The organism is Methylobacterium sp. A49B, from assembly GCF_053346215.1.
The window spans coordinates 13,543-36,282 of the sequence record NZ_JBKFBO010000093.1 but is presented as its reverse complement, the minus strand read 5'-3'; the positions used below and the strand labels follow the sequence as shown (position 1 = coordinate 36,282).

Annotated in this window: 17 protein-coding genes; 8 read left to right on the top strand and 9 right to left on the bottom strand. The window is 68.0% G+C overall.

Going from position 1 to position 22,740, the window contains the following annotated elements; all coding sequences use genetic code 11:
* Positions 1-34 precede the first annotated feature (34 nt).
* The 6 genes from ACLBX9_RS13345 to ACLBX9_RS13320 all read right to left on the bottom strand — a co-directional run bounded on the left by ACLBX9_RS13345 (position 35) and on the right by ACLBX9_RS13320 (position 7,988).
* On the bottom strand, positions 35-400 hold the full coding sequence (locus tag ACLBX9_RS13345; protein WP_447718273.1) for a response regulator: 366 nt from the start codon (positions 398-400) through the stop codon (positions 35-37).
* Positions 401-421: 21 nt separating this feature from the next.
* The gene (locus ACLBX9_RS13340; RefSeq protein WP_447718274.1) at positions 422-1,831 is read right to left on the bottom strand and encodes a sensor histidine kinase; all 1,410 of its coding nucleotides are present in this window, start codon (positions 1,829-1,831) and stop codon (positions 422-424) included.
* 18 nt (positions 1,832-1,849) lie between these two features.
* Complete coding sequence (locus ACLBX9_RS13335; RefSeq protein WP_447719272.1) at positions 1,850-2,770, bottom strand: PAS domain-containing protein; 921 nt, start codon at positions 2,768-2,770, stop codon at positions 1,850-1,852.
* Between the two features lie 485 nt (positions 2,771-3,255).
* A complete protein-coding gene (locus ACLBX9_RS13330; protein ID WP_447719271.1) occupies positions 3,256-6,033 on the bottom strand; it encodes a hypothetical protein in 2,778 nt (925 codons plus the stop codon).
* Between the two features lie 13 nt (positions 6,034-6,046).
* Entirely contained in the window at positions 6,047-6,688 is a 642-nt protein-coding gene (locus tag ACLBX9_RS13325) for a dihydrofolate reductase family protein (RefSeq protein WP_447719270.1), read from the bottom strand.
* Between the two features lie 256 nt (positions 6,689-6,944).
* Entirely contained in the window at positions 6,945-7,988 is a 1,044-nt protein-coding gene (locus tag ACLBX9_RS13320; protein WP_447719269.1) for an ABC transporter ATP-binding protein, read from the bottom strand.
* A 165-nt stretch (positions 7,989-8,153) separates the two neighbouring features.
* Here ACLBX9_RS13320 and ACLBX9_RS13315 point away from each other — a divergent pair, with 165 nt between their 5' ends.
* The 5 genes from ACLBX9_RS13315 to ACLBX9_RS13295 all read left to right on the top strand — a co-directional run bounded on the left by ACLBX9_RS13315 (position 8,154) and on the right by ACLBX9_RS13295 (position 14,788).
* Entirely contained in the window at positions 8,154-8,969 is an 816-nt protein-coding gene (locus ACLBX9_RS13315) for a universal stress protein (protein ID WP_447719268.1), read from the top strand.
* A gap of 588 nt (positions 8,970-9,557) precedes the next feature.
* Positions 9,558-10,511 carry a helix-turn-helix domain-containing protein gene (locus ACLBX9_RS13310; protein WP_447719267.1) on the top strand — a complete coding sequence of 318 codons (954 nt, stop codon included), beginning with the start codon at positions 9,558-9,560 and terminating at the stop codon, positions 10,509-10,511.
* A 957-nt stretch (positions 10,512-11,468) separates the two neighbouring features.
* The gene (locus ACLBX9_RS13305) at positions 11,469-13,631 is read left to right on the top strand and encodes a TonB-dependent receptor (RefSeq protein ID WP_447719266.1); all 2,163 of its coding nucleotides are present in this window, start codon (positions 11,469-11,471) and stop codon (positions 13,629-13,631) included.
* A gap of 249 nt (positions 13,632-13,880) precedes the next feature.
* Complete coding sequence (locus ACLBX9_RS13300; protein WP_158169238.1) at positions 13,881-14,108, top strand: hypothetical protein; 228 nt, start codon at positions 13,881-13,883, stop codon at positions 14,106-14,108.
* 392 nt (positions 14,109-14,500) lie between these two features.
* On the top strand, positions 14,501-14,788 hold the full coding sequence (locus tag ACLBX9_RS13295) for an MTH1187 family thiamine-binding protein (RefSeq protein ID WP_010684448.1): 288 nt from the start codon (positions 14,501-14,503) through the stop codon (positions 14,786-14,788).
* 47 nt (positions 14,789-14,835) lie between these two features.
* Here ACLBX9_RS13295 and ACLBX9_RS13290 read toward each other — a convergent pair whose 3' ends face one another.
* Entirely contained in the window at positions 14,836-15,009 is a 174-nt protein-coding gene (locus tag ACLBX9_RS13290) for a metallothionein (protein WP_447719265.1), read from the bottom strand.
* A gap of 156 nt (positions 15,010-15,165) precedes the next feature.
* Between ACLBX9_RS13290 and ACLBX9_RS13285 the strand changes: the two genes are divergently transcribed.
* On the top strand, positions 15,166-17,484 hold the full coding sequence (locus ACLBX9_RS13285; protein ID WP_447719264.1) for an FdhF/YdeP family oxidoreductase: 2,319 nt from the start codon (positions 15,166-15,168) through the stop codon (positions 17,482-17,484).
* 45 nt (positions 17,485-17,529) lie between these two features.
* The gene (locus tag ACLBX9_RS13280; protein WP_447719263.1) at positions 17,530-18,894 is read left to right on the top strand and encodes a pentapeptide repeat-containing protein; all 1,365 of its coding nucleotides are present in this window, start codon (positions 17,530-17,532) and stop codon (positions 18,892-18,894) included.
* A 46-nt stretch (positions 18,895-18,940) separates the two neighbouring features.
* Here ACLBX9_RS13280 and ACLBX9_RS13275 read toward each other — a convergent pair whose 3' ends face one another.
* Positions 18,941-19,411, bottom strand: coding sequence for a MarR family winged helix-turn-helix transcriptional regulator (locus ACLBX9_RS13275; RefSeq protein WP_010684444.1), 471 nt, complete (start codon positions 19,409-19,411; stop codon positions 18,941-18,943).
* A 141-nt stretch (positions 19,412-19,552) separates the two neighbouring features.
* Positions 19,553-20,962: an L-seryl-tRNA(Sec) selenium transferase gene (selA, locus tag ACLBX9_RS13270; protein ID WP_447719262.1), complete on the bottom strand. Its 1,410-nt coding sequence runs from the start codon at positions 20,960-20,962 to the stop codon at positions 19,553-19,555.
* A 223-nt stretch (positions 20,963-21,185) separates the two neighbouring features.
* Here selA and ACLBX9_RS13265 point away from each other — a divergent pair, with 223 nt between their 5' ends.
* Positions 21,186-22,616, top strand: a complete 1,431-nt coding sequence (locus ACLBX9_RS13265; RefSeq protein ID WP_447719261.1) for a mannose-1-phosphate guanylyltransferase/mannose-6-phosphate isomerase — start codon at positions 21,186-21,188, stop codon at positions 22,614-22,616.
* Positions 22,617-22,740: the final 124 nt, after the last annotated feature.

Genomic DNA, 22,740 nt, shown 5'->3' with positions numbered 1-22,740 from the left:
CCCTGCGAACTGGAAGGTCTGCCGTTCGGATCAATCAGGCCGCGAACTGCCGCAGCGCTCGGGTCACCTCGTCCCGCTTGTACGGCTTGGAGAAGAACACACCGCGCACCGGGAGATCCTCGGGCGTGGGGCGGTGCTTACCCGAGATGATGATCAGTTCGATGGGCGGCCAGCGGTCACGGATCATGGCCGCGAGCTTCATCCCGTCGACGCCGCCGGGCATGTCGATGTCCGTGAACACCACCCGGATGTCGAGGCGGTTCTCCAAGATGCGGACCGCCTCGTCGGCGCTGCGAGCCTCGACCACGTCGAACCCCGCCGTCTCGACGAGGTCGACCGCCATCATGCGCTGAAGGGGCTCGTCCTCGACCACGAGGATCACGGCGGAGGCCGTTGGCATGGCTTGTCCCATGATGGCTTCCTAGGACTGATGGATCTGCGCGAGCGGCGCGCGCATCTCGGCCCGGAAACCGGTGGGCGCGTAGCGCAGGTCGACGTCGCCCGTTCCGACCAATCCGAGGCGGATCAGTCGCGAGCCGAAGCCGCGTCTGGCGGGTTCCTTCACGGGCGGCCCACCGCTCTCCTCCCAGTCGAGCACCAGGTCACCTTCGTCGCCATCGCCGTCGACGCGCCAACTGACCCCGACGTGGCCCTCATCGTTGGAGAGGGCCCCGTACTTCGTCGCGTTGGTCGCGAGTTCGTGCAGCAGAAGAGAGACAGATAGGGTCGCGCGCGGCCCAAGCGAGACCTGCGGCCCAGAAACCTTGAGCCGTGTGGTCTGGGCGAAGGTGCGCAGCACCGCGCTGGCGACCGCGTCCAGGGGCGCCGCCGTCCATTCCTGCTGCAGAAGGACGTCGTGCGCCGCCGAGAGCGCGTGGATGCGCTTCTCGAACGCCTCGACTGGTTCCCGGTCAGGGACCGTCTTCAGGGTCTGGGTCGCGATGGAGAGGACCATGGCCAGCATGTTCTTCATGCGGTGGCTCAGTTCCTGGTTGAGCACTCTCTGCTGCTCCTCCGCCTCCAGGCGACCGATGGCGGCCCGGGTACGGTCGGCGACGTTGCGCAGGAAAGCCTGCTCCTCAGCCGTCCACGCGTGCGGGTCGGCCTTGAGGGCAAAGAACAGGGTGACGAACTGGCCATGCTCCATCAGCGGGATATTGGCGATGGACCGGACACCCAGGGTAGCCAGGGCGTCGCTGCCGTCAGCCGTGCGCGGGTCGACCGTCGCGTCGGCGATGAACACGGCCCGGCCCGCCTTGAGGTCGTCGACGTAAGACCCGTAGCTCCGGAACGAGTACACGCCGTTCAGGCTCTCGACCCCCTCCGCGACGTGATCGTGAGCGATGGTGACGGTCTCGCGCACGTGGTCGACATCGCCGTACCCCACGTGGCTGAGCCCTAGCGTGCGCGTCAGGATCTCGGCGGCGACCGGGGCGACCTCCGCCTTAGCGGTGACGTGGCGCAGCCGGTCACCGAGTTCGATCAGGGCGTTGCGGCGTTCTTCGGCCTGCTTGCGCTCGGTAATGTCGATGAACATGACGGCGATACGCTGATCCGCCTCTTTGTGGCCGTGCGCCTCGAAGGTGCGGTTGAGGGCGGGCACGGCGACCTCGAACGTCGCGGGCTCGCCGGTGTCGACCACGCCCGCATAGATGTCGATCAGCCATTGCGGGATGGTTGGGATCACCTCGCGGATGGTTCTGCCCACGGTTTGGTTCGCGGGCAGGCTCGACTGGGTCTCGAAGGCGGGATTGACCTCCAGGAAACGCAGGTCGACCGCGCGGCCCGCGTCGTCCCGCAGGATCTCGCCGGAGAAGAACCCCTCATGCATGCTGGTGAACAGGCCGCGCTAGCGGTCCTCGCTCGCCGCGGCGGCGCGCTCAGTATCCTTCTGGACCGTGACATCCCGGGAGACCGAGAGCAGCTTCTCGGGAACACCTTCCGCGTCGAGGATCGGCGTGACCTGGACGTCCCACCAGCGCGGGCTGCCAGCCATGGTGCTGGCTCCGCCCTGGAAGCGGCCGATGCCGCCCGCCTTGGCCGCCACGACGGCAGCCTTGGCGTCTGCGTTGCCCTGGCCCTGCCAGAAGTCCGGCCAGGGGCAGCCGCGAATGGCGTTGAAGTCGCTGACCTCCATCACGCGCTTGCCGCCCTCGCTCATGAACGTGAGGCGCGTATCCAAGTCGAGGACCTTGATGCAGTCGGCGGACGAGGCCAGCACGCTGCGCATGAAGGCGGCCTCCTCACGTCTCTCCCTGAGGGCACGCCGCAGTTCGAGCTGCGTCATCACCTGATGCGCGAGGACGCGCAGGGTCTGCTGCTGGACGGTGGTGAGATCGCGCGGCTCGTAGTCGAGCACGCAAACGGTGCCGATGGCGTGGCCGTCGGCGGTCTTCAGGAGCGCCCCGGCGTAGAATTTCAGATGGGGGTCGCCGGCGACCAGCGGGTTGCAGTCGAAGCGCGCGTCGCGGGTGGCGTCCGGAACGAGGAGAAACTCCTCTTCCAGGATCGCGCTGGCGCAGAACGAGCTGTCGAGCGGCGTTTCGCGCACGCCGAGGCCGACTTCCGCCTTGAAGAACTGGCGGCCCTCGCCGATCAGGTTCACGACCGCGATGGGCGTTCCGCAGACCGCCGAGGCGAGTGCGGCGATCTCGTCGAACCCCGGTTCACGCGGCGTGTCGAGGATCTGATAGCCGTGGAGGGCCGCCAAGCGGGCGTCTTCGGCGTCGAGGCCAGGGACGGCCAAGGACGACTTTGCCGGTTCAATCATGAACGAGATCGCTGCCGATCCGCGTGCCCGCACTCACTGTCAACCTGAGTAGCGGTAGGAAGTGTGCGTTCGGAAATGGGGAGATTTTCTGAGGGGCGTAGAGGGGCATCGGCGACAGGCGGTGTCAGTGACATGCCCTTTACCACAGGAGCTTCGATTGCGCATGAGACGATTGCGCGAGGGCTGACCGGCCCACAGGACACCGGTCCTCGTACAAGCGGTTCGGGCCGGTCGACCGGGGCCAAAGCCGACCCCGTGCAGCGTCCGACCCATGACCGCTTTCGGGGAACTCAGGAGGCTGTCCGCGCGACTGCGTCGGGTCGTCCGAGGTCCGTCCGCTTTTCAGGCCGATCTTCGCCGAAGCGGACCGACGACGTCCGGCCAGCATCTGGCGGTGCCGATCGCTCGCCGCAGGGTCTCAGATCGGCGGAACGACGACCGTCGGCCACGGGGCGGAAGCGGGCGAAGCGGCGCGCGGGCATTGGCTATGGGATCTGAGGATCTCGGTGGTCGCTCATCAACGACGGTGCGTCGGTGATGTCGTCCATGACGAGTTGGTTCAAAGCACAGATGAACGACGACAGCCGGTAGCCGTCGTGGCGCGAGAGCGCATTGTCGAAAGCTCGGACGTTCCAGAACGGGTCGTTCGGGCGGGTGATCGGAGCAAGGCCCGTCAACTGGAGGCCGTGGAGGAAGCGTGCGGCCGGCCCGTTCTCGCCCGATCCACCGGGCGCCAAGTCGGCGCTGTCCCAGAAGGTGCCGCGCCGGGCCGCGCGCGCGGTCCGGGCTCGCGTCAGCCAGTGATCTGAGCGCGGGCAGTCGATGTCGGCATCGGCGAGGGTGGCATAGGGGTGGTGCCGCTCGAGGCCCGGCGCGTCGAGGCCGAGCAACTCGTGGGTTGTGCCGAAGGGCGCAGCCGAAGGCTGAGCATCGGCGAGCACGCCCGCCGCGGGCCGGGGCGGATCGAGGTTGCCGATGGTGTGCGAATCCTCGCGCGTGGTGTTCTGGAACGGGAACGTGGCCGCCAGCAGCGACAGGGTGCGCAGCGGCAGCGTCAGCAACGCGGCTCCGAGATCGATGGGCGGCGGCGGGCTGCAGCTTTCGCCGCGGGGCTGACGGCCTTCGAACCGAGCCGCCACACGGTCGAGATAGCCTGCGGCCGGGCGGAAATCGAACTTGAAGGTGGGGAACAGGTCGTGCGTGGCCCAGTCGTAATCGACGCCCGCATCGAACATGCTGTCGGTCGCCGCGAGCCGGCCCCGGATCTTGCGGCGTTCGGCGGCGAAGGCATCGTCGACATCGAGGCCGATCCACGCGCAGTCTCCAGGCCGAAGGCCGCCCGCCGGGAAGGCGAGAGCCGCGGTCACCGACATCAGGACTGGCCGCTGGTCGGACGGAAAGTACCCGTCATCGCGCTCAACCTCTGAAGCCGGCGTGTGTGCGTCGGCATGGTCGGCCAATTTCATCCAGACCTCGCGCTGGATTGCCGTCCACTTGCTCGCCTCGGACGCGGGGTTGATCAGGACGACGAGGTTGCCGAGGACCGGCGGCAGCGTTTCGCCGAATCGGTGCCGGCGCACCGCCTTGACCATGTCATCCTTGAGTCCGCTCGCCAGCATGTTGCCGCCGAGGCTGTGCCCGGCGACGATCAGCTTGTTGTGCGTGCCCGGCGCGCTGAGCGTCGTCTCCAGCGTGCGGAAGGCTGAGATCGCCGCGGGCGCGATGGCCTCGCTCACCGGCTTTCGATCGAACAGGGTGGCGCCAGCCGACAGGTTTCCGAAGAAGCCACCGATCGTGTCGCCTAACCAGAGCCGCAGGCCGCGCTCGTCGACCCGCGCTCCGCGCCAGCCGACATAGATCGCCGTGACATCCATGTCGCAGACGCCGGGGTCGCTCCGACAGCGCTGTGCAAGGAAACGGGCGGCGTGGGCCGCATAGAGGCGCAGGTCTGCCACGTTGCCGTCGCCGATCCGCGCATCGTGCCGCCAGCCGTGGACGAATGCGATCACGTAGTGGGACCCGGTCGAGAGATGTTTCTTCAGGGCGTCCAGCTGCGTGATGACGGGCTTGATCGTCGTGGCCGACACGCCCTTGGCGCGCATCTCGGTGTCCATGGCGTGGCGAAGCATCGCGCTGTCGATGGCCGTGTCGCTCGCCCCCTCGCGAGAGACCAGCGCGTAAGGTTCGCCATCCTCCTGGAACTCGATGAAGCCGAGGTGGTATGAGAGGTCCTGCCGGCCGGCCTCGCGGGCCGGGACAACATGGCGCTGAAGCACGCAGCGCAGCCGCGTCGCCCAACGGGCATCCGTCGCGATGACCGCGTCTTCATCGTTGCTCGCGTCGACCCAGCCGTCGCCGTCGGACACCATCGCGGCCCGCAACGTGTCGCGACCCGTATCGGCCAGGATCGTCCAACCCTTCGCGAGCCCATCGCGGCATTCGGCAAGGCTCGGGTCGAGGTTGCGATAGGCTTGCGCCTGATCGGTCGAGAGCACGACGTAGTTCAGGAACAGGATGCCAAATGCACCGAGGACGAGCGCGCCAGCAATCTTGGCGGCGGCCCGCAACGCGTACAGGACGCCACGATTGAGGCCGAGGGCTCCCCGGTAGACGGCGTGCCGCCGCTTGCCCTGCCACGTCCTGCGGCGGACGGTCATCACGCCCGCCTCCGGATTGGGGGCACCGACGCGTGCCGCATCAGTCGGGTCGCATACGCCGTCATCGCACGTCCTTCCCGCCCTACCGCCCTTCGGTCGCTGTCGCTTCATTGTTACGGGACGGACGATGATGATCCAGTCCCGGTAACTGCATCGCGGAGGCCGGCGAAATCCCGTCGATCGAACCGGGAGGGATTCATCATGATGCGTGCGATTCTGCCGGCCGTCGCTCTCCTCGCCGGCACGGGCGTGGCCGCGTCCTCCTTGTCGAGTCTCATCGGCGCCTGGGGGCACGATTTCGTCGTCACGCCATTCGAGCCGATGCAGCTCATGGTCGCGATGGCGACTGACAAGACCACCGGCAAGCACGTCAACGTCATCAAGATGCCGGCCGGTCAGGTGATGGCGCTGGTGCCCCTCGATCAGATTTCGAAAATGCCGGAGATCGACCGTGAGAGCCTGATGTCCGTAAAGGGGGGCGAGTGAGCGATCGGCCGCACGCTCGAGTCTCGGCTGCGGTGACGCCCTCGGCTCCGGCGGTCGGCTGCACACGTGCCTCCGCAACCCCGTCGGCCCCGGATGCCGCGCATCCGCGAACAGCCGCACGCAATCTGCGGCGCTATGGGGCCAGGCCGCGCCCGGGATGGCCAGTCGCGGTGGGAGGCGGAGGGTTCCGGAGGGGGCGTGACGAGGCTGCTGTGACCGAGCGGTCGCGTCGGTAGTGGACGGCGACCGCGCCGCAGCGGAGCGGCGTGGCCGAGATCAGTTCGAGCCGTCGCGTGCTCAGCAGCCCACCCTGGTAGAGGGTCGGTCCATGACCGGCGATCCTCGGGTGGACGAGGAATCTGTACTCGTCGATGAGATCCAGTTGGTCCAGCGCGGTCGCGAGCTTGCCGCTACCGAGGAGCAGGCCCCCTGGGGTCGCGTCCTTGAGCGTCTGCACGCTCGTGCGCAGGTTGCCGGCGATACGGTGGCTGTTGGTCCACGGGAAGGCCGTTCGCGTCGCGGACACGACGTATTTCGTCTTGGCCTCCAGCTTGACCGCCCACGCGCGTATCGACGGCGGCGCCTCCACGTCGCCGCGGGCGACCCCGGGCCAGTAGCACTCCATCATCTCGTAGGTGACGCGACCCCAAAGCATTGCCCCGCTCGCGTCCATCAGGCGGGTGAAGAAGGCGAGCGTCTCGTCGTCGGATGTCCCCTCTCGGTGATCGACGCAGCCGTCCAGGGTGACGTTGATGCTGAAGGTCAAAAGCCCCATGCGGGGATGCTAACCCACGCGCGGGACAACGCGTAGGCCCATCGGATGCGGTTGATGGGAGACGTCCGCCCGGGGCGGCTTCCTGCGTATACCCGTCCGGGCGAAAGACGCATCAAGGCCGCCATCGCCGGTCAGGCTGCTCTTGGCCGAGCGCGGATCCGAGAATCCTCCGGTCCGGAGACCATCGAGATTCAGCAAGCCTCCGCTGTATCCTGGCCGAGCGCGGAAGCGGCGACCTGCGCCGAGGAACGCCGTCTCAGACGACGTGACGCGGAAGTGTGTCCAGGGCTTGCCGGAGCAGGCTATACTTCGCCTGGGTCACGCGCAATTCGCGGAACCAGTCGACCAGTCCCTTCCAAGGGTCGTTCAGCTGCTTCAGGCCCGCGGCGAAGGCCACGACTGTACCGAGCTCGGTCCGGCCGTTCACGACGAGGTAGCCGCCCACGCCCAAGGACAGCGCCACCCCGGAATGGTGCAACAGGTTCATCAGGAAGTTCATCGAGAACTTCAGCTTGAAGATGCCCATGTTAAGCCGGAACACGTGGTCGATACGCGCCTTTTGCAAGTTCGATGGTTTGTGTCGTCCCTGGCCGATGATGCCGCCGCTGATGCGGCGCAACGTACCTGTCCGCTTGACGACACGCCGATTGATGGCCCGCTGCATCAACGGCACGAACACCATTTGCGGCGAGAAGATCGCCAGCGCCAGGGCCGCCATCAGCTGGTCGAGGTACAGCATGTACCCGAACGTCCCGGCCACGATCCCGCCCTGAAGGATCGGTTCCGATACGCTCACCCCGACGAAGGCGCCGACCGGCTCTGCCTCCGCCAGGACGAGCGAGACCTCCACGCCCTCGACCTCGGCAGTGTCTGCCGGAGCAAAGGTGCCGAGGTCCTGCAGCAGCGTCTCGCGGAGGCTGCGAACAGCGCTCTCGCCGACGTAGCTGCGGTACACGTTAAGCCCGAGCTTCAGCACGCCCATCACGGTGGCCGCCGCGATGTACAGCAGTGCGAGCAGGACGATGGTCCGGGCGTTCCCGCCGGGAAGAGCCGCGTTGATGATGCGTCGCTGAAGCTCGAGGGGCGCCAGATCCGCGACGAACAGAACGATCGCCATCAGCACCAGGCCAAGCTGATGGACACCGCTCGCCTTCTTGATGAACGCCGGGAGCGTCCGCGGCGTCCCGAGCCGGCAGTCCTCCGGCCCGACGCGGGGCGCACTCGAAGCCAGGATCGCGATCGCGGACGGCATAGGACCTCCATGCCGAACCTCATGTCCTCCTTCGGCAAGGGTGGGCATTGCGCTCGATCAACCGTGTCGGACACGGCCCCGATCGCGTTGCAGGAAGGCCGCCCCGTTCGCCTGCCGGGAATCCTGTCTCGTTGAGTTGGATCAAGGTCCCAGCCGGACGCGTGATCGAGTGTGCCACCCCTGAACCGGCCAGCCCGGATCCCGGAGGTGGTCATGCGCATCGCCAACATCATGGTCTCGGTCGACCTCGGCGCCGCGTCCGCGCACCGCGTACGCTCAGCGGCCAGCCTCGCGGAGCGGTTCGGGGCCAAGCTGACCGGCGTCGCGGCACGGCCCGTCTTCGGTCCCATGCCGGTCGGCAACATGCGTGACGTCGAGCGCGTCTGGGCGATCGAGGAACGTCTGACGGAGGAGCAACTCGCGGAGGCCAAGGCGCTTTTCGAGCGCATGGCCGGGCAGGCGCTCAGGACGGACTGGCACTTCGCGCCCACCGATCCGTTGACGTACCTCAGTGCCCAGGCGCGCACCGCCGACCTTGTCGTCGTCGGCCGGCAGGGTCCTGCGGACGGTGACCCTGGTCCGATGAGGGTGCCCGCCGGGGCACTCCTGATGGAGGTCGGACGACCCGTACTCGTTGTCCCGCCGGGCATCGAGCACCTCGCGGCCGAGCAGGTCGTGGTGGCCTGGAAGGATGCGCCCGAAGCACGCCGCGCCCTTCATGACGCCTTGCCGTTCTTGGCACAGGCCGATCAGGTCTGCGTGGTGGCCGTGGGACCGGACGCGGTCAACGTCGGTGCCGAGGGCGCAGCCGAGTACCTGTCCGGGCACGGGATCAGAGCCACGACCCACCTAATCCGCAAGCCAGGGATCGACACCGCGGACGAGATCCTCCGGTTCGCACGGCGGGAGGACGCGGACCTCATTGTCATGGGCGCCTACGGCCACTCCAGGCTGCGTGAGTGGGTCTTCGGCGGTGTCACGCGCGACGTCCTGCAAACGACCCCCGTCTGCTGCCTGATGAGCCACTGATGTAGCCGCGCCCCCTCCTCGCCGTCGTCCTGGCAGCCATGCCGTTCCGTCCCGCCGCACCCGCGACGGCGGGGGACCGGCAGGTGCGCCAGGGCGAGAGCCTCACGCGGACGGACTGCGCTGGGGCCGCGCGGTCGGGCGCAACGGGATCGCCCGCTTCATGCCGCGCCGCCCGTCCGCGAGTTGCAGGCGCGCGCGCCGTCGAGCCGCTCGGCGAGGCGCTCACCGGGGGCATCCGCGCCGGCCAGCCTGACGCAGCCGAAGCGACGATCATCCCAGCGAATGGGCGCCGTCCCGTAAGCGGACGCTGCCGTTTGCGATCGGGCCTTCGCAAAACGTCGGCTTACGGAGCGTAGCGCCGTCGCGAGCGGCTGTTCTCGCCGCGATCCGGTCACTTAACCGGATGTGACGCCAACCCACGAACGGACGCGACCAGCCCATCGCGGTGCGCCGGCGATATGGACACCTCGTTTGAAGATTGTATACGATTGTTAGACATTTCAACTGAGGTGTCGTCGCCGCGACACGGTGACCGCGACGTCGCTCAAGGTCATGCGCTTCCGCGGGCGGCGGGCACGAGACCCGACTATGCATCTTCTGTACTCGACAGACACGCTGCCGTCCGCGAACAGGTTCAAGGTCTGGCGCGATCTGCTCTCAGAGCGTTACGGAGAGTTCGAGTTTACCCGCATCGATGACCGGGCGTTCACGAGCAAGATCGAGGCGACGAAGATCGGGTCCCTGCCGCTCGCGCGCATCACGCAAAGTGCAGCGGAGCAGACAAGCAGGAGGCGGCCGCGCAGCTATGATCTCGACACGGCGCTGGCGATCTTCAAGCTGGCTGGCGCGACGTCGGGAACTATCCAGGACGACCGCGCGGCCGTTCAGCGGCCCGGAGAACTGGTCGTCCTCACGCGGCGGCCCAGCGTGTTGGGAACACCTGACGATGGTCAGTCGCTGTTGATCGAGTTGCCGCGTGCCCGACTGGAGAGCGTGCTCGGCCCCTCCAACCTCTACACGTCGTTGACCATCGGGGCGGAACTGGCCTCTACGACGCTGGCCCTGACGTATTTCCGAGAGCTGATCCAGGTCGAGGGACAACTCAGCGCCGACGCGGCGGAGCGCATGTCGTCGATCGGGATCGACCTGATCGTGGCCAGCATTGCCGAGCGCATGGCCAAGGACGTGCCCCGGCCGCTGCACAGCAGCCTTGTGGTCCAGCGTGCCAAGGCTCACGTCGAGACCAATCTGCACGATCGGACGCTTGATCCGCCCCGGCTCGCGGCCGCCATGGGCGTCTCGCTGCGCCGGCTCCAAGAGTTGTTCCACGAGCGTGGCCAGCACATCTCCGACTGGATCTGGGAGCGCCGGCTGACGATGGCGGCCAAGCGCCTGGCCGATCCAGCCTGCCTGCACCTGCCGATCGGCACGCTGGCCTATGAGTGCGGGTTCACCAGCCAGGCGCACTTCTCCCGGCGCTTCAAGCACAGGTACGGCTACTCGCCCGGTGAACATCGCCGCGTGGCCCAGCGGCCAATGTGATGATCTGTCCGAGGTGCGGACAGCGGCTCGACAGTGCTGGCCGCTGCCGTGTGTTGCGCCCTCCAAGCCGGGCGCACAATTCTGGGCCACCTTCAACCCGATCTTCCGACAGAGCCTTCGCGCGCCTGCTGCTGTCGTCCGGACAACGTTGGTGTTCCCGACGGTCGCTCACCGTGCAGGTCAGGACAGCCAAAAGGGCTGCAAACCTGTCGGGAAATCGTGGACGTTATTCAAATGTCGGCACAATGAAGGGTGCCGACATGGCGCGAGACTGCTGCGGCGTCCGGTCTGCCGCATTGCGCATCCCGAAACAGATCATCCGCTGAGAGCGAGCTTCAGTCGCGTCCGTGTTCGCCGATGCACGGCCGCGTTGAGCGGATTTGAGACCGTCTGCCTTCAGGCGTCGAGATAGACGAGCGGACGGCTTGCCTCCGTCCCGGCCGCCTGGATATCTGGGCCTCGTCGCGTCCTGAGATCAACCATCCGTCAGCCGCCAGGGAACCGCCGTTCCGAGTTGGAACAAATCTTGGCCTCTCGGAAGCGGGCACGCGCAGCATATGCAAGTGCGAGCCCCGCCCTTGGATAGCTTACGCCAAGTCGCCGGCCGTTCTTGATGAGCATTCGACGCCGGTGACTTTATTCAATCTGGCGGGCGCGCCAAATCCGATGCGCCCAGGGCAAGTCGCCGCTCGGATGCGTGTGTTGCCGTTTCGCAACAGGAAACTCAACATATTTCTGGATTATAACTCGTCTAAATTAAATTGCAGTCCGGACAACCAGATCTCTCAGTGAGATGCGTGACAGACCGGAATCGCTCTTAGATCAATTATAGATTTATTGTGTCCGTCGCGCCGGAATAAATCTTGATGCGCATCGTGCCGCGAAAGTATCTCCGCATCCGAAGGCAAACAGCTTTTCGATACGTATCGGCTTCCGTGCGGAGCCGCGGAGTGAGTGATGCGCAGGACCTTCCCGTTTCAGCTTGTTGGGCTTCTCTTGACGACCACCTTCACTGCGACGACAGCGCCGGCGCAACAGGGCGCTGTTCCCGCCGAACTGGGTGAAGTCGTTACGCTGGACCAGCTCACGGTCGAAGGTGCAGGCGAGCGCCTGGAACCGCAGGGGGGCGTCACCATCGGCTATCTGACCAAGCAGACGCGGAGCGCCACGAAGACGAGCACGCTGGTCATCGACATCCCGCAATCCATCACCGTCGTTCCGCGTGAGCAGTTTCTCGATCAGAACTACCAAAACCTGACCGAGCAGCTGCGCTTCGTGCCGGGCCTGATCCCCGCGCAGGGCGAGAGCAATCGCGATCAAGTTCTGATCCGCGGCCAGAACACCAGCGCGGACTTTTACATCGACGGCATCCGCGACGACGTTCAATATTTCCGCGATCTGTACAATATCCAGCGGATCGAGGTTCTGAAGGGGCCGGACTCGCTCATCTTCGGCCGCGGCGGCGGCGGCGGCGTCATCAACCGCGTTCTCAAGGAGGCGGACGGCTACCGAGTCCGGGAGGTCGTGGCCGGCGGCGGCCAGTTCGGCGACAAGCGCGTCGCCGTCGATGTCGGCGACCGGATCAGCGACAGCGTCTTCTTCCGCCTGAACGGCGTGTTCGAGGATTCGGGAACCTACCGCCAGTTCGGCGACCTGACCCGCTACGGCGTCAATCCGACCGCCACCGTCCTCATCGGCCCGCAGACGACGCTGAAGCTCTCGTACGAATACTTCCACGACCAGCGCTTCCCCGACCGGGGTATCCCCTCGCAGTTCGGTCGCCCCTACCGGTACCGCGATAACATCCGGACCTTCTTCGGCAACCCGAACGTGAATGCCACGAAGGTCGATGCCAATATCGCGACCGTGCAGCTCGATCATCAGTTCGACTCGGGAGTCGAGATGCACAGCCAGCTGCGCTTCGCCGATTATGACCGGTACTACGTCAACACGCTTCCGGGCGGCGCCGTGAACGCGGCCGGGACCGCCGTGACCATCACCGGGTACCGCAACGACACGCCGCGGACCAACTACTTCAGCCAGAACGATTTCACGTACAGATTCCTGACCGGGGACATCAAGCACACGCTCCTCGGGGGCTTCGAACTGGGCTACCAGGAGGGGTTGGCCTACCGGCAATCCCTGTTCTTCGGAAATGGCCTCGCGAGCAGCGTCGTGGTCAACCCGCTCCGCCCGCTGACCTTCTCGCCGACCTTCCTGCGCAACAACGGCACGACGGATTCCAACGCGCGCTACAGCCTCGGCCTCGCCGCCGTCTACGCGCAGGACCAGATCGACATCACGGACTGGCTGCAGCTCGTCGGCGGCCTGCGGTACGACCATTTCGACTTCGCATCCACGGACCGGCGCACGCTGCTGACCAACACCCGCGTGGACGATCCGATCTCGCCGCGCGCCGGTCTCGTGCTGAAGCCGCTGCCGAACCTCGCCCTCTACACGAGCTACAGCGTCTCCTATCTGCCTTCGTCGGGAGACCAGATCGGCAACTTCACCCCAGGCTTGGTCATCGCGAAGCCGGAGCAGTTCGAGAACACCGAAGTCGGCATCAAATACGACGTCAACCCGCGCTTCCAACTCACCGCGGCGGCCTACAACCTGGATCGGTACAACCAGCGCCTGGCCGATCCCAACAACCCCGGCTTCTTCATCCTGTCGGGAAAGACTAATACCCAAGGCTTCGAGATCGGCGCCAACGGGTACGTCACCGACTGGTGGCAGATCGCGGGCGGCTATGCCTTCACCGATGCACGCATCGCCAGCGCGACCTCGGCCATCATCGTGGCCGGGAACACGGTGGGCCTCGTACCTTTCAACGCCTTCACGCTGTGGAACAAATTCGACGTGACCCAGGCCTTTTCCATCGGCGTCGGCCTCCTGAACTACTCACATACCTTCGCAGCCTCGGACAACACCGTTCGCCTGCCGGGCTACACCCGGATCGATCTCGGATTGTTCTACAACATCAGCGAGTCCGTCCGCGCTCAGGTCAATATCGAGAACTTGTTCGACCGACGCTACATCGCTACGGCTGACAACAACAATAACATCACGCCGGGCGCTCCGCGGACGATCAGGGCGCAGATCATTGCCCGGTTCTGATCGCGGCCGTTCTCGAGTCGCGACGGCGGCAGGCGTGTCCGCGCTTGCGAAAAGCGGACGCACAAGCGTCCGCCCGCCCGCCCGCCGGGGCGGCTGAGTCGGCATTGATCTACCGCAACCCTCGCTTTGGCTCTTCGGCCCAGAATTGCCACGCTGTCGCTAGGGGTGACAGCCGCTACCGCTGGCGTCTCGGTCGACTTTTCCTCCCCCGAGATGCCGGCGGTGGCGTCACCCGCCGAGGCCGGCGCCATGTCAGACGACGAGGGCGACGCATCCGGGCCACCGCCGTCGTTCGTCCGGACGCGGTACACGTTCGTCTTGCTCAACGAACGCGCCGAGTGGTGCGATCTTCGCTCACTCTACGCCGTGGACGATGCCGAGGCCTTGGCGGTATCCAAGGCTCTGGCGAAGGGTCGACCCTTTGAGATGTGGCACGGCTTCCGCTGTGTCGGCGTCTTCTCGGGCACGGAGCATTGAACGCGCGCCCACCCGAGCGGATCATGCGCGGAGAGTCCTTGCCACGCCTCAACCTGCCCGCCGGACGGTGATCGTCCCGCTCGGCTCCCTCGGGCTCGGGCTCGTCGGGGCGGGCGCTGCGCGACCTCCGCAGGTGCCGCACGGTCTCGGCATTCCGCGTTGCGATCCCCAAACAAGGACCGTACGATTGCCGTCTCGAACTCCGGTCAGTCCGGGAAGGTGCGCGTCCGGAACCGTCGCAATGTCGCGGCGCCCTCGGCGCGGCATCGCATGTTGAACCGCGCGATGGAGCGTCAGATGCTCCCGCCTTCCAAGCTGACGACGTGGGCTCTATTCCTGTCACCGGCTCCATCCCGCACCGGGGTGAGCCTTTTCCGGATCAGGCCAGCATCATGAAGGTTTCGGCGGACCTGTGTATCGTCCCGATGGGCGTCGGCCCGTCGGTCTCGCCGTACGTGCGCGCGATCAAAGGGATCATCGAGGCAAGCGGCCTGACCGCCACGATGCACCCCAACGGCACCAACATCGAGGGCGAACTCTCGGAGATCTGCGCCCTCGCCGAGCGATGTGAGGCCAAGCTCGCGGAAATGGGGGTGCAGCGCACCTTCTTCACGCTGATCTTCTCGACGCGACGCGACAAGGACCAATCCATGGCCGACAAGCTGACCGCCGTCTCCTGAGACGGCGCGCGGTGCGATTGCCGCGCGGATCTGGTTCCGAGGCTGCCTCAGCCGTGGCAGGTGCAGCCGGCATGCTCGCAGCCGGCGTGATCCTTGTGCCCGTCGGCGCATTCGTCACAGCAATACGCCTTGCCGTCCCGGGACACCGCCTTGCTCACCGGAATCACGCAGACGCAGTCCTGGCAGGCACATTTCACCATGTCGACATCGACGCTGGCCATGGTCTCCTCCTCGCTTCTTGTGTCTAGCGGTCGACGTTAGATCCGCCGCCTCGGGAAAGGAAGCCGGGCGGGGCCGCAGTGACGCGCCCGTGATCCCATTCCGCGCCTCGCGCGTTCCCCCGGTCCGGTCGCTGGCGTGCCGGATGGGAGGACGGCATGGCCGAGCAAGAGACCGGTGCAGTGCGGATCGAGCCCTATGACGGCCCGGCAGGCGGCTGGGGCTCCGCGCGCTCCCTGGTCGAGATCCTGACGCGTGAGGGCGTGCCGGTCACCGGCTCGGCGATGCTGCTGAAGCAGAACAAGCCGGACGGGTACATGTGTGTGTCCTGCGCCTGGGCGAAGCCCGCCAAGCCGCTCGCCTTCGAGTATTGCGAGAACGGCGCCAAGGCGACCGCCTGGGAGCAGACGCGACGGCGCGCGACCCCGGATTTCTTCGCCGAGCACACCGTGACCGAGCTGCTCGGCTGGAGCGACTATGCCCTGGAGGAGCAGGGCCGCCTCACGCATCCCATGCGGTACGATCCGGCGACCGACCGCTACCGGCCCGTCTCCTGGGGCGAGGCGATGGGCGAGGTCGGCCGGGAGCTGGCGGCGCTCCGCGCGGAGGATCCGCGCGCGGTGGTGTTCTACGCCTCGGGCCGCGCCTCCCTCGAGACCAGCTACATGTGGGCGCTCCTGGCCCGGCTCTACGGCAACAACAACCTGCCGGACTCCTCCAACATGTGCCACGAGCCGACCTCCGTGGCGCTGCCGCAATCGATCGGCGCGCCGGTGGGCACGGTGCTGCTGGAGGATTTCGAGACCACCGATCTGATCTTCTTCTTCGGCCAGAACGTCGGCTCGAACGCGCCGCGGATGCTGCACCCGCTCCAGGAGGCGCGGCGCCGGGGGGCGCAGATCATTACCTTCAACCCGCTGCGCGAGCGCGGCCTGGAGCGCTTCACCGATCCGCAATCGCCGGTGGAGATGCTGACCCGCTCTTCCACCCGAATCTCGACCCAGTATCATCCGGTGAAGGCGGGCGGCGACCTCGCGGCGATCACCGGCCTGTGCAAGGCCCTCCTCGCCATGGACCGCGAGGCCGTGGCCGCCGGCCGGCCTGGCGTGCTCGACCACGCCTTCATCGCCGAGCACACCCACGGCTTCGATGACTTCGTCCGGTTCTGCGAGGGTCAGGACTGGGCGGCGCTGGAGCGGCGCTCCGGCCTGTCGCGCGCGGCCCTGGAAGCCGCCGCCGCCGCCTATGCCCGCGCCAAGGCGGTGATCGGGGTCTACGGCATGGGCCTGACGCAGCACCGCAAGGGCACCGAAACCGTCCGGATGCTGGTCAACCTGCTGCTGCTGCGCGGCAATATCGGCAAGCCCGGGGCCGGAATCTGCCCGGTGCGGGGCCACTCGAACGTCCAGGGCCAGCGCACGGTCGGGATCACCGAGAAGCCGGAACTGGCGCCCCTGGACAAGCTCAAGGAGCTGTACGGCTTCGAGCCTCCGCGGGAGAAGGGGCTGAACACGGTCGAGGCCTGCGAGGGGATCCTCGACGGGCGGGTGAGAGGCTTCGTGAGCCTCGGCGGTAATTTTGTCCGCGCGATCCCCGATACCGGGCGGATGGAGCCGGCGTGGCGCCGACAGCGCCTGACCGTTCAGATCTCCACCAAGCTCAACCGATCCCACCTCTTGACCGGGGCGGTCGCCTACATCCTGCCCTGCCTGGGCCGGATCGAGATCGATCGGCAGGCGAGCGGGCCGCAGGCCGTGTCGATGGAGAGCTCCACCGCGCAGTTCCACGGCTCACGGGGCACGGCCGACCCGGTGGGGCCGCAGGTGCGCTCCGAACCCTGGATCGTGGCGGAGATCGCCAAGGCGGCCCTGCCGCCGAACCCGCGCGTCCCGTGGGAGTCCTGGGTCGCCGACTACGCCCGCGTGCGCGACGCCATCGAGGCGACCTACCCGACGGTGTTCCACGACCTGAACGGCCGGATGTTCCAGCCGGGGGGGCTGATCAAGCCGCTCGGGGCGCGGGACCGGAAGTGGGAGACCGAGACCGGCAAGGCGAACTTCGCGGTGCCGGAGGGTCTGGAGGCCGACCCCGACCTGCCGCCCCGCAGCCCGGACGTGCTCGACCTCATCACGCTCCGGTCGAACGACCAGTTCAACACGACGGTCTACGGCTACGACGACCGCTTCCGCGGCGTGAAGGGCACCCGCGACGTGCTGTTCATGAACCGGCGCGACATCGGCCGGCTCGGGCTCGCGGACGGCGGCGGTGTCGACGTGGAAACGGTGGCCGGCGATCGGGTGAAGCGGCGCGTCGGCGGCCTTCGCGTAGTCGCCTACGACATCCCGGAGGGCAATTGCGGCGGCTACTATCCGGAGCTGAACGTCCTTCTGCCCCTGTGGCACCATGACGAGCAGTCCAAGACACCGGCCGCAAAGGCCATCACCGTGCGGGTGACGCCGGTGGCCCGTCCCGGCTGAGGGAACCGTCTGGCGCATCGGCGCGCGCTCCGGCAAGGATCCGCGATGGATCAGGCGACCCCACCCGACGCGCGGCCGGACACGCGCCTCTCCGATCTCCTCGACCGGATCGCCGCCGGAGCGCCGCTGCGGGAGCCGGGAGCCGACCTCTCGCACCTGAGCGCCTCCCGCGACGTTCTGGCCACGCTGCCCGGCCTCGGGGTGGCTCCGGCCGCGGATCCCGAATCCGGCGGCCTGCCGCTCGCGGGGGCCGACCTGTCTCGCGCCCGGATGGAGGAGGCCGATCTCACCGGCGCGAACCTGCGCCGGGCCAACCTCGCCGGCGCTGTCGGGCGCTCCACCCGCTTCGCCGGCGCGATCCTGGAGGCGGCCGACCTCTCCGACGCCGATCTTTCCGGCGCGGACTTCACCGACATCGTCGCCGGACAGGTGAAGTTCACCGGCGCCATGCTGGAGGACGCGCGGTTCGGCCAAGCCGCGATGCGCTTCGCCGACCTGTCCGGTGCTCTCCTGGACGGGACAGACTTCGCGGGCGCCGACCTCTGGGGGGCGGATTTCTCCGGGGCGGACGCGGACGACACCGTGTTCCGCGCCGCGCGTCTCGACGAGGCCAAGCTCGCCGATACCAACCTCACCCACGCCGATTTCGCCGGCGCGAGCCTGACGAAGGCGACACTGGCGGGCTCGCGGCTGCGTGGGGCCAACTTCGCCGGTGCGAAGCTCGACGGCGCCGACCTCTCCGGCGCCGACCTGTCGGACACCGACCTCGTGCGGCTGAACCTTGCCACCTGCCGGTTGAAGCACGCCCGCTTCGCCGGCGCGTGGCTCAACGGCACGCGGATGAGCGTCGAGCAGCTCGGGGGCGCCGTGGGCGAGGAGGTGGCCGGCGCCTACGAGGCCGCGCAGGCGAGCTATCTCGCCCTGGAGCAGAACTGGAAGAGCATCGGCAGCCACGATGCGGCGAGCTGGGCCTACAAGCGCGGCCGCCGGATGGGACGCTTCCACGCCGGGCGGCAGGCCCGCGATGCCTGGACCGACCGGGACTGGACCGGATTGGTGCGTCACGGCTACCGCTGGACGGCCGACCGCTTCGTCGAGTGGCTGTGCGACTACGGCGAAAGCCTGTCGCGCATCGCCCGGGCCTTCGCGCTGCTGATCGTCGTGTTCGCGGGCCTGTTCGGGCTGACCGGCGGCCTGTTCATCGTGGAGGGGCCGGAGGCGGGCCCGACCTACAATCCCCTCGATCTCCTGAGCTACAGCGCCCTCAACATGATGACGGCGAACCCGCCGGAGATCGGCCTCAAGCCCACCGGCCGCGTCACCAACCTGCTGGTCGGTATCGAGGGCGGCGTCGGCATCATCCTGATGGGGCTCTACGGCTTCGTCCTGGGCAACCGGTTGCGGCGATGATCGTCTGCGGAGCCGCGTAAGCGGCGCCCTCCAGGAACGCGCCGCCCTATTCCCCCTCGCTGAGCCGCTCGATGACGAGGCTCAGATCCTTGCGCAGGGCGCGGATCTCCGGCTCGCTGAGTTCGAGCTGGCACATCACGCTCTCCCGGACCGAGACCGCCTCGGAGCGCAGAGCGGCGCCCTGCGGGGTCAGCGCGATCTCCACCTCACGCTCGTCGGACTGGCGGCGGGTGCGGCGCAGGAAGCCGGCGGTCTCCAGGCGCTTGAGAACCGGCGTCAGCGTGCCGGAATCGAGGCGCAGGCGTCGGCCGATCTCGGAGACCGTCACGCCGTCCTGCTCCCAGAGGACCAGAAGAACGAGGTACTGCGGGTAGGTCAGACCGAGCCGTTCGAGGAACGGCCGGTACGACTTGGTCATCCGGTGCGCGGCCGCGTAGAGCGCGTAGCACAGCTGATTGTCCAAGAGGAGCGGATCCACCTCGCGCTCCACCTCCATCGTCTCGACAGTGGGCACCATATCGTTCGCCTATCGCGGTCCGGGCACCGCTACTCTCGACCGCGACCGCGGATGGATCCGTATAGCACAACACGCGAGGCCAGCGCACAAGGTCCGGCCCGGCAACAGGATTTCGCACAGCGGGGTGCGGTTCACGATTCGTTAGCCCGGGCGTGGGAGCGCCGCCAACGTGTCGAGGAAGCCGGCCTCGTCCTCCAGGGTCCGGAGATCCAGGAGGATTGCGTCGCCGCTGATGCGGCCGATGACCGGCACCGGCAGGGCGCGCAGGCGCTCGGTCAAGCGCTTGCAGCGCCCTCCGGCGCCGCGGCGCGGGTCCGCGCCGCCGACGGCCGGGGTGAGGACGAGGGCGGCGCTCGGCAGCGTCTCCACCGGCAGGGCCCCGGAGCCGATCTGGCTGATGCACGCTGCCACCGAAACCGTCGCCCATCCCGACACCCGCTCCGCCACGGCGGGGGCGAGATCCTTCGCCCGCGCGGCGATGTCCGCACGGTCGCGCGTCAGCAGGCGGAGCGTCGGCAGTTCCTCGGCCAGCCGCTCCGGGTGGAGGTACAGCCGCAGCACCGCCTCGAGCGCCGCGTAGGTCATCTTGTCGACGCGCAGCGCCCGCTTCAGCGGGTTCTTACGGATGCGGGCGACGAGATCCTTCCGGCCGGCAACGATGCCGCACTGGACCGCCCCCAGCAGCTTGTCGCCGCTGAACGTCACCAGATCCGCCCGCTCCAGGGCCGCGCGGACGGTGGGCTCGGGTGGCAGCCCGTAGGCCGCGAGATCCGCGAGGCTGCCGCTGCCAAGGTCGTCCGCCAACGGCACGCCGCGTTCCCGGCAGAGGGCGTACAGGGCCTCCGGATCCGCCGCGGCCGTGAAACCCGCGATGGCGTAGTTGCTCGGATGCACCTTCATGACGAGGCCGGTGCGCGGCCCGATCGCCTCCGCGTAGTCGCGCAGATGCGTGCGGTTGGTGGTGCCGACTTCGCGCAGGCGGCAGCCGGCCCGCACCATCACGTCCGGGATCCGGAAGGAGCCGCCAATCTCCACCAGCTCGCCCCGCGAGACGATGACCTCGCGGCGCATGGCCAGCGCGTTGAGCACCAGCAGGACTGCGGCCGCGTTGTTGTTGACCACCGCCGCCGCCTCGGCGCCCGTGAGCCGGCGGATCAGGCCCTCGACGTGGTCGTCCCGCTCGCCGCGGGCGCCGGTGGCGAGGTCGAATTCGAGGTTGCTCGCCTGCGTCATGACGGCGGCCACCGCCTCGGCGGCCGACCGGGGCAGCAGGGCGCGGCCGAGATTGGTGTGCAGCACCGTGCCGGTGAGGTTGAAGACCGGGCGCAGGGACGGGCGGTGCTCGGCGGCGAGGCGCGCGGCCGCGGCGTCGCGGAGGGCCGCCGCATCCGGCACGCGGCCGCCCGCGGCCCGCAGATCGGCGAGCACGGCCCGGACCGCGCCCGTGAAGGCGCTCCGCCCGTAGGCGGCGAGAACCTCAGCGTCGGCACCGCCCACGAGATGCTCGACCGAGGGAGGCCGGAGCGAACCGGGCGCCACGCTGTCTGGCATCGGCCTTGTCTCTGCGGACGAACTCATACGGGAGCAGACATAACAATACTCCTGTACAGGGCCAGCCTAATCCAGCGCGCGTAATCCGCGCAGGTTGTTCTGTCCCCAGCACGCCGTTAAGGCCAGATCCGGAAAACAGTGGTCGGCGGCATCCCGCCCCTTGCGGGAATGCTCCGGCCGCGCGACCACGAAGACCCGCCGAGCCCTCTCGGGAGACGCCGCCATGTCCCGATCGACCACCCTGATCCACCCGATGATCCTGTGCGGCGGGACGGGGACGCGCCTGTGGCCCGCCTCGCGGGAGAGCATGCCCAAGCAATTCGCCCGGCTGGTGGATGCGGACCGCTCGACCTTCCAGGCGACGCTGGCGCGGGTGTCGGACGCCTCCGTCTTCGCCACGCCCACGGTGATCGCCTCGGCCGAGGCCCGCTTCATCGTCGCCGAGCAGCGCGACCAGCTCGGGCTCTCCGCCGCCATCCTGCTCGAGCCCCAGGGCCGGGACTCCGCCGCCGCCGTGGCGGTGGCGGCGCTCCACGCCGCGGCCATCGACCCGCAGGCCGTGGTGCTGATCATGGCCGCCGATCACGTCGTGCCCGACACGGCCGCCTACGTCGACGCCGTGCAGCGGGCCGCCGCCGGGGCGCGGGCCGGCTACACCATGACGCTCGGCATCGAGCCGCACCGGCCGGCCACCGATTACGGCTACATCCGCCGCGGCGAGCCGATCGCCGAGGCGCCGGGCGCGGCGCGCGTCGCCCGCTTCGTCGAGAAGCCCGACCGTGAAGGCGCCGAGGCACTGATCGCCGAGGGCGCGGTGTGGAATTCGGGCTACTTCCTGTTCCGCGCCGACCTGATGCTGGCCGAGCTCGAGACCTTCGTGCCCGAGGTGCTGGCGGCCGCGCGCGCGGCGCTGGAGGCGGCGGTGACCGACCTCGACTTCGTGCGCCTGGACGCAGCCGCCTTCGCCAAGGCGCCCAAAATCTCGATCGACTACGCGGTGATGGAGCGGACCGAGCGGGCCGGCGTGCTGCCGGTGTCGTTCGCGTGGTCGGATGTCGGCACCTGGGACGCGGTCTGGCAGGTGCTGGACCACGACGCGGCCGGCAATGCCGTGCGGGGCCGGGTATCACTGATCGGCACCAAGAACAGCCTCGTCCACAGCCAGGGCGAGGGCCTGACCGCCGTGGTCGGCCTGGAGGACGTGGTGGTGGTCTCCACGCCCGACGCCGTGCTGGTCGCCTCCAAGGCCCATTCGTGGCAGGTGAAGGAGTTGGTCAACGCCCTGCGGGCGGACGGCGTGCCGGAGGCGGACTCGCACCTGCGGATGTACCGCCCCTGGGGCTGGTACCAGCGGATCGACATCGGCGAGCGCTTCCAGGTGAAGCGCATCCAGGTGGTGCCGGGCGGTCGGCTGTCGCTGCAGAAGCACTACCACCGGGCCGAGCACTGGGTGGTGGTGCGCGGCACCGCCGAGGTGACGGTGGACGAGCGGGTGGTGCTGGTCCACGAGAACGAGGCCATCTACCTGCCGATCGGCTCGATGCACCGCCTCTCGAACCCCGGCAAGATCCCGCTGGAGCTGATCGAGGTTCAGGTCGGCTCCTATACCGGCGAGGACGACATCATCCGCGTCGAGGATATCTACGGGCGCTGAGGCCGAAACCGGCCGGCACGGTCCGGTGTGGGTTCGACTGTTGTGACCGGTGCGGCGGCCGGAACGCCCCTTGCGATGGGCGGGCCCTGTGGCTTCGGGATGAGCCTCAGGGCCCGCCATCGTC